General features: G+C 49.4%; 11 protein-coding genes. 6 read left to right on the forward strand and 5 right to left on the reverse strand.

The features are described 5' to 3' along the window. The 5 genes from AB1656_25845 to AB1656_25865 all read left to right on the forward strand — a co-directional run. Positions 1 to 1088: VCBS repeat-containing protein (locus AB1656_25845; protein ID MEW6238822.1), on the forward strand; the 1088-nt coding region annotated here is incomplete at its 5' end. A gap of 184 nt (positions 1089 to 1272) precedes the next feature. Further along, positions 1273 to 1479 (forward strand): hypothetical protein, encoded by a 207-nt coding sequence (locus AB1656_25850; GenBank protein ID MEW6238823.1) that lies wholly within the window; start codon positions 1273 to 1275, stop codon positions 1477 to 1479. A 237-nt stretch (positions 1480 to 1716) separates the two neighbouring features. Continuing rightward, a complete protein-coding gene (locus AB1656_25855; GenBank protein MEW6238824.1) occupies positions 1717 to 2628 on the forward strand; it encodes an alpha/beta hydrolase in 912 nt (303 codons plus the stop codon). A gap of 30 nt (positions 2629 to 2658) precedes the next feature. Then, the gene (locus AB1656_25860; protein ID MEW6238825.1) at positions 2659 to 3261 is read left to right on the forward strand and encodes a plasmid pRiA4b ORF-3 family protein; all 603 of its coding nucleotides are present in this window, start codon (positions 2659 to 2661) and stop codon (positions 3259 to 3261) included. Between the two features lie 55 nt (positions 3262 to 3316). Next, entirely contained in the window at positions 3317 to 3727 is a 411-nt protein-coding gene (locus tag AB1656_25865) for a hypothetical protein (protein MEW6238826.1), read from the forward strand. Between the two features lie 58 nt (positions 3728 to 3785). Here AB1656_25865 and AB1656_25870 read toward each other — a convergent pair whose 3' ends face one another. From AB1656_25870 to AB1656_25890, 5 genes are all read right to left on the reverse strand, one after another. Further along, positions 3786 to 4535 carry a ComF family protein gene (locus tag AB1656_25870; GenBank protein MEW6238827.1) on the reverse strand — a complete coding sequence of 250 codons (750 nt, stop codon included), beginning with the start codon at positions 4533 to 4535 and terminating at the stop codon, positions 3786 to 3788. An 11-nt stretch (positions 4536 to 4546) separates the two neighbouring features. Continuing rightward, positions 4547 to 5431 (reverse strand): dTDP-4-dehydrorhamnose reductase, encoded by an 885-nt coding sequence (gene rfbD / locus AB1656_25875; GenBank protein ID MEW6238828.1) that lies wholly within the window; start codon positions 5429 to 5431, stop codon positions 4547 to 4549. Positions 5432 to 5490: 59 nt separating this feature from the next. Continuing rightward, a complete protein-coding gene (locus tag AB1656_25880) occupies positions 5491 to 6003 on the reverse strand; it encodes an HNH endonuclease (GenBank protein MEW6238829.1) in 513 nt (170 codons plus the stop codon). A 171-nt stretch (positions 6004 to 6174) separates the two neighbouring features. After that, entirely contained in the window at positions 6175 to 6453 is a 279-nt protein-coding gene (locus AB1656_25885; protein MEW6238830.1) for a HigA family addiction module antitoxin, read from the reverse strand. A gap of 73 nt (positions 6454 to 6526) precedes the next feature. Continuing rightward, positions 6527 to 6784: a hypothetical protein gene (locus tag AB1656_25890; protein ID MEW6238831.1), complete on the reverse strand. Its 258-nt coding sequence runs from the start codon at positions 6782 to 6784 to the stop codon at positions 6527 to 6529. Between the two features lie 104 nt (positions 6785 to 6888). On the opposite strand from AB1656_25890, the gene AB1656_25895 reads away from it, so the two are divergent. Beyond that, positions 6889 to 7338 (forward strand): dTDP-4-dehydrorhamnose 3,5-epimerase family protein, encoded by a 450-nt coding sequence (locus AB1656_25895; GenBank protein ID MEW6238832.1) that lies wholly within the window; start codon positions 6889 to 6891, stop codon positions 7336 to 7338. Positions 7339 to 7466: the final 128 nt, after the last annotated feature.

The following is a 7466-nucleotide window of genomic DNA, read 5'->3' on the forward strand; positions in this document are numbered from 1 at the left end:
ATGGAGTACGGCTGGAGGATGCGAACAGGGACGGATTGATGGATATCGCCGCAGGTTGGGAGGAGGGCGGAGTCATCCGCGTTTATCTTCAACCCGAAACAGCGAAGGTCAAGCAGCCTTGGCCCGCTGTAACTGTTGGCGAAGTGAATTCGCCGGAAGACGCCGTCTTCGTTGACCTCGACGGCGACGGCGCGATGGATGTCGTCAGTTGTTGCGAAGGGACGGTGAAATCGGTTTACATTCATTGGGCGCCGAAGAACAAGCAAGACTATCTCAACGCGGCGGCATGGAAGACGGAAGCGTTTCCCGCCTGCCAAGGAGCGATGCAGTGGATGAATGGCCTGCCGATGCAGGTGGACGGACAGCGCGGCGTCGATTTGGTCTTGGGAGCGAAGGGATCGGGGGCGCGCATAGGGTGGTTGGAGTCGCCGCCGAATCCGCGAGAATTAGCCGCCTGGGCGTGGCGTCCCATTTACGACGCCGGATGGATTATGTCCATCGAGAGCGCCGATATGGATAGCGACGGCGACGACGATCTGCTCGTAACTGACCGTAAAGGGCCGTCGCGGGGATGCCTCTGGTTGGAGAATCCCGGCCCCGGCCCGCAACTGACGGCTTATTGGAAGCAGCGCCGCATCGGCGGCGAGGATAAGGAAGTCATGTTTCTCGATTACGCCGATATCGGCGGCGATGGACGGCGCGAAGTCGCAGCGGCGGTTTCGGGATCGGAGTTGCTGGTTTTCCAAAAGCCGGATTCCTTGCTCGAACGCTGGAACAAATTTTCCATTCCCTTCCCGCCGAATGCGGGAACGGGCAAGGGGATTCGCATCGCCGATTTCGATGGCGACAAGCGCGCCGATATCGTTTTTTCCTGCGAGAATGCAAAGGGAAAAATTGGCGTTTGGCTGCTTTCGCAACGCAAAGGCGAAATGGATTGGATAGCGCAGGACGTCAGCGGATTGGAGGGAACGAAGTATGACTTAGTTCAAGCGTTAGACTTGGATGGAGATGGCGACTTGGACATCGTAACCTGCGAAGAGAGAGAAAACCTCGGCGTGATATGGTATGAAAATCCCGCCAATCCATGAGATTTGCTTATCGAAAAATACTTTTAAGCCGAGAATAAGAAGAAAAAATGGAATAAATTAATATAATATTGTATATTAAAGGCTTATATCGTTTTTGGAATCATCTTGTCTTGTTGTTTGCCGTATTCTCTTGTATTAGTAGAGATGTTTAAGTCTAATCCTTATAGAGAAATGGAGGTGAGATATGTCCCCTACTTTCGATCTTTTTGCAATTCCTTCTTTTTTGGAAGGGATCGGCAGCGTAATTGATCTTGGAGGCAACTTTCATTATTATAATGAAAACCGAACTCCTGAAGAAGCCGATATGAAGGCGCTTTTATCGGATTGGAACGCAATTGGAATAGAATTTAATAAGGCTTTTCAAACTCTCCAAAAAGAGGCAATGGATTGAGTTCAAGTTCCAACCGCAATAAAAACATTGTGCCGAGCACACAAACGCCATTAGCCAAAGAAGATGAGTCTTTGGCTAATTCTACAATTAGCAGGCCTAGGATAATCGAAGCGCAAGTATTTACGGGATTTTTACTCCTACCCATCTCTTATCGTCCCCCTTTTCATTCTTTAAATAGCTCGTTTATGATCGAAGCATGAACGCCTATATTCTTCCTATGTGCGAAAGGATTTTCGAATGCGAACGCGAAAACTCGGTTTATTATTTTTGTTGCCACTTTTGGCGGTGATCATTAGTCTGATGACGTCCGCGAACGGCTTCGCTGCGGCTCCCGAACCGGGGAAGGAATTGCTCTGGCCCGGCGGCGCGCCGGGAGCAACGGGCGGCGGCGATTTGGACAAGCCGACATTGTGGATTTATCAACCGGATGAGAGTATGCGGAACGGCGCTTCCGTCGTAATCTGCCCTGGCGGAGGCTATCGGGGAATCGCCATCGATCACGAAGGCCATCAGGTGGCGAAATGGCTGAATGAAAACGGCGTAACCGCTTTTATATTGACTTATCGCAAGGCGCCGGAATACCATCATCCCGCGCCTATGCAAGACGTGCAGCGCGCTATCCGCACGGTGCGGGCGCGGGCGCAGGAATGGAAGATCGATCCGCAGCGGATTGGCGTATTGGGTTTTTCGGCGGGGGGACATCTGGCGTCCACGGCGGCGACGCATTTCGACGCGGGGGACAAGAACGCCGCCGATTCCATCGAGCGCGCCAGCTGCCGTCCCGATTTCGCCGTGCTGGTTTATCCCGTAATTTCCTTCACGACGGAATATGCGCATGTAGGTTCGCGCAATAATCTGCTGGGCGAGAATCCCGATCCGGAACGGGTGAAGCAATTTTCCAACGAACTGCAGGTAACGCCGGAAACGCCGCCCGCGTTTTTGATTCACACGACGGAAGACAGCGGAGTACCCGCGGAAAACAGCATTCTCTTCTACCTGGCCATGCGCAAGGCGGGAGTTTCCGCCGAAATGCACATTTTCGAGAAAGGCAAACACGGTTTCGGCTTGGGACCAAACGATCCCGTATTAAGCCAATGGCCGAAACTGTGCATCGACTGGATGAAACAACGGGGAATGTTGGAAAAGTAATAAATGGAATGAACTTTTCGGGAGAATAGCATGATTCATAAAAACATGCCCCAAGACGAAAAAATCTATCGGCTGAATATTACGTTGCAATATTCGAATCCGCCTATATGGAGAAGCTTTGAAGTTCCATACCGCATTACGTTATCGCGTCTTCACAGAATCATTCAGATTGTCATGGGATGGGAGGACGACCACCTTTGGGATTTTGTCGTCGGAAAAACATTCTATTCCGATTCGCCTTCCTATTCCGATTTGTCATTCTTCGGTTTGCCGAATAAGATTAAGATAGTCGATTCGTCTATGACCATGCTATGCGCTGTTCTTAAGCGTGTAGGGAATAAGATAGTTTATATTTACGATATGGGAGATAATTGGAAGCATGACATTGTTTTGGAGGAGAAATTTCCTCCGGAAACCGGCGTCTCCTATCCTCGCTGCATCGCGGGCGAACGAGCTTGCCCGCCGGAAGACTGTGGCGGAATCGGCGGCTATTACTCTATGATGGAATGCCTAAGCGATCCTCAAAACAGCGAATATGAATTCTACAAAGAATGGCTTGGAGACGAATATGATCCGGCGCATTTCGATCTGGAAAAAATAAATATGACGTTGAAGAAACTTAAAATGAAATGAACGCGAAACTTACCGATTTGCATTTAATTCGCCGATAGACGGGAGACGGCTATCCATGAACAAACCAATGGAAGAAGTACAAAATGAGTTGGAGGAAAATTTGGAAGATGAGAGCGATGATATCAATTTTAATTTCTTATTTTATCTTAACGGATTAAAGTATTTTGGGAGTATATGGATTATTGCAACTTCCCTATTCATTATCCTATGGGGATTTTTTTCTTCATCGTGGTGGTATACAGGATTTTACGCGCTCATGGGTCTCGGACTCTTCTTCGTTGGCTCGCCAATTCTTTTTATCTTTTGCGAATTGGTTTTGTTATTAATAAGCATCCATAATATTATCGTAAACATCTATGAGGATCTTCAAGAATTTCCAGATATAGAGACTTTTACTCCAAGCATTAACCTTGTAGATCGTTCGCTAGCTAAAGAAAAGCGGACTCGCCGAAGGAAAAAGTCATAAGCCATTCCATCGCTTTTGAGGGAAATCGAAATTAAAAAATCAGGCTGAAAAATCTTTGTCAGGTAGAGAATGCTTTCCTAGGGGCGCGGGCGAGAGTGAGGACGGCTATCTTTTTGGCGCCTCCTTTTTTGAGGGCGGCGGCGACTTCGTTCACCGTGGCGCCTGTCGTCATCACGTCATCTACAATCAATAGACTCATATTCCTGGCTGCGTCGCCGCTCGCGGGTTGGATGGCGCCGATGAGGTTCTTTTGCCGGATTTTGAAATCGAGCTTCGTCTGGGGAATGGTTTTGCGGATGCGGAAGACGAGGTCTTCCCGCACGGGAATCCGGCAAAAAGAACTCAGAACCTCGCAGAGGAGCGTGGATTGATTGAACTCGCGTTCGCGTCGCCGCTGTTTGTGGAGGGGAACCGGAACCAGGGCGTCAAAAAGTACTTCGCGGTAATAATAATCCCAACCGATATACAGAAGACGGCCCAAGGGAAGGGACAGAGTTTTTTGATAATGAAATTTGAGAGCATGGATGGCGTTGCGCGCCCGGTCGTCATCATAGGAAAGAACGGAGCGGGCGCAGGCGTAGGCGGGTTTGGCGTCCGGACAGTTGGGGCAAGGCGGCGCGGCGTCTATTTCCAGCGGCGCGCCGCATAAGGCGCAGACGGGCGGGCGCAGGCGGGTCATGAAGTGAAGGCATGGCTCGCAGAGGGGAATCGCGGCGCTTTCCATTTCAGCCCCGCAGGCGGCGCAGGCGGGGGGATAAATCCAATTCAGCCACGATTCCAACAATTCATTTACAAGTGGGGGAATCATGACGAAGCGCCTCAACGATCCTTTTGGGCGGCTTCCGTAAAGCGTCGCTGGCGTTCGTCCAAGTATTCTCTCAATGCGTCTTGCCACAAGGGCGGGAGCGGGACGCCGATTTCTTGGAGTTTTTTCATTTCCAGGCAGGAGTTGGGCGGACGCCGCGCCGGAGCGCCGTATTCCTTGGCCGTTACCGGTTCGAGCGCAACGTTCATGCCCGCTTGGCGGAAAATTTCCTCCGCGAATTCGAGCCAGGTGCAGCACCCTTGATTGCATACGTGGTAAAGGCCGAAGATTTCCTTTTCCACGATGCGGCGGATGGCGATGGCGGCGTCCTTGGCGGATGTAGGAGAGAGCGATTCGTCGGCGACGATGCGCAGCGGATTGCCCTTAGAGCCGAGGCGCAGCATGGCTTCGACGAAGTTGGTGCCTTTCATGCGGCTGGGCGTGAGGCCGAAGAGGCCGGAGATGCGGACAATGTAATGCTTGTCCCAAATGCTGCGAACGAAGTCCTCACCTGCCAGCTTGGTGATGCCGTAAGCGTTAACGGGGCGGGCGCGGTCGTTTTCAAGGTAAGGGGCGCCTTTTTCGCCGTCGAAGACGTAGTTGGTTCCGATATGAACGAATTGGACGTCCCACTTGCGGCAGGCGAGGGCGAGGTTGCGCGGACCGAGAGCGTTGACGCGGAAGGCGCGCTCGCATTCGCGCTCGCATTCGTCGACGCGAGTGAAGGCGGCGGCGTTGACGACGAGGTCGGGAGAGATGAAGGCGATTTGCTGCTGCACGAGAGCTTCGTCCGTAATATCCATGTCTTCCAGGTCGTAAGGCGTAACCTGGCAATCGGAAAAGACGCTGACCAAATCGCTGCCCAGTTGTCCCAGCGAACCAACGATAAGTACGCGCATGGCTTGGTTTCTTTCTTAGGTTATTGATAGAATGAAAAATACAACATATTCAATTAATATTATTCGATTTGCCATTGTTTGAAATTAACAAAAACAACGCACAATGGCTCATCCAAATAGGCTCGAGGCTGATCTCCAATACCGAAAACTAAATCATTTGCGTATAATATGGAATCCGGAGAATGAGGTCCACGTGATAAAGGAAGTTTTTTATTAATTGTCGTTAGTGTCTCTCCCCTTTTTATACCTTCACGTGTTTTTCGTACAATTTCAACTTGGGAAATTTTCGAAAGCCAAATTTCAATTGTTTTTAAATCTAGGTTTCTACCTATATGTTGGATAGCGTGACAAGCAACACAAATTGTAACCAGATTATCTGGTTCACAACTTTTTGTTTCGTTGATATGATGTATATTCATGTTTTTTGCGGCTGTATGTCCACAAAAAACACAGGTGTAATTATCTCTTTCTAAAACTTCTTTTCTTATTTTATTCCATTCGTTTTTTGGTGGGCGTTCTGGATTCCATAATTTAGGATTAGTAATGCTAGGTCGAAGGATAAATTCAGTCATCTCTTAAACTCCTTTCTTTATTATCCATCTACTCATAATGCGAGAAAAGAAATTTCCTTCATATTCTTTATCCTACAAGGATAACAAAAAATTCTTGCTGGAAGAGGTCGATTATGATCGATGAAACGAAAATCAAAAAAGCAAAATTTTTAAAAAACTGATTAAACTATTCTACGCGGGTTGATACCGCTTTACGTTAATTTCTCCGGCGCGCTGACGCATTGAATAAGCGCTATGCCATGCCTGCATCCTTAATAGCGTATCCATCGAGACGCCAAATGCTTTTTCGATTCGCAGCGCCATTTCCGGCGACAACGATGTTTTCTCGTTAACCAAATCCGAAAGCGTCGCCCGCCGCACTCCCAATATCTCCGCCGCCCGCGAAATCGTAAGGTTTAATTCCGCTAAAATCTCCGTTCGGATGAAATCGCCAGGATGACTGGGCATCATGCCAATTTTTTATAGGTTTATCGCCCATCAGTAATAATTCTCCAAATTCAAGTGAAAAGTAATGCTTTCCAGCTTACTGCGCGACGATCTCCACACGGGCGGAATAGCCGAGGGATTCGAAAAGTTGTTCGCAGTCTTCCCAAGTTAATCCGAAGGAGCGTACATCGGCGGATCCCAAGCGGGCTATGGCGGTGCGAAGTTCGTCCAAATGCCGCTCATCGAACGGTTCGTTCATCATGCTGGTTTCCGCCCAATCCACCAGCGTTTCCAATGGGATTTTATGATGCAAATATTGGGATAGTTTTTCGATGAGTATTTCTTTGGTAATCATATTCATTTATCCCTTGCGATTTGCTTGCAATGAATTATAGCGGATTGCGCTTCGCTTTTATCCTGCTAGGATAAAAAAAAATTCCTTGCTGGAAGAGGTTGATTATGATCGATGGCGTAAAAATCATTGCGCGCAAACGGTATGCGGACGACCGGGGCTATTTGGTGGAGATTCTTCGCGACGACGACGCGGAGTTCATCAAATTCGGGCAGATTTACGTTACTTGCCTGCGGCGCGGCGTCGTCAAAGCCTGGCACAAGCACGAGAAGCAGACGGATTTCTTCTACATCGTTTCCGGCACGTCGAAGATCGGGCTATACGACGACCGGCCCGATAGTCCCACCCAAGGAGAATATCAGACCGTGATTTTGGGCGACGAAGGGGAGCAGGCGCTACTGGCGATTCCTCCCATGGTCTGGCATGGGCAGATGTCGCTTTCGGAAACGACGATGCTCGTCAATCTCCCCACCGAACATTACGAACGCAGCAAGCCGGACGAGATACGGGCGGCGGTGGATGTCTTCGAGGATGTATGGACAATCAAGAATCGATGAGGGAAAAAGAAGGGCGCGCCGTCGCGCGCCCTTTATTAGTAGGATTTGATCTTTTCCGATAAAATCATCCGAGAAGGAAAAAGCGTTATTAATCTATTCTCCCCCCAAGCTTGGGGGGAGTTAGAGGG

It is taken from the genome of Candidatus Omnitrophota bacterium, assembly GCA_040755155.1.
Taxonomy (GTDB): Bacteria; Hinthialibacterota; Hinthialibacteria; order Hinthialibacterales; family Hinthialibacteraceae; genus JBFMBP01.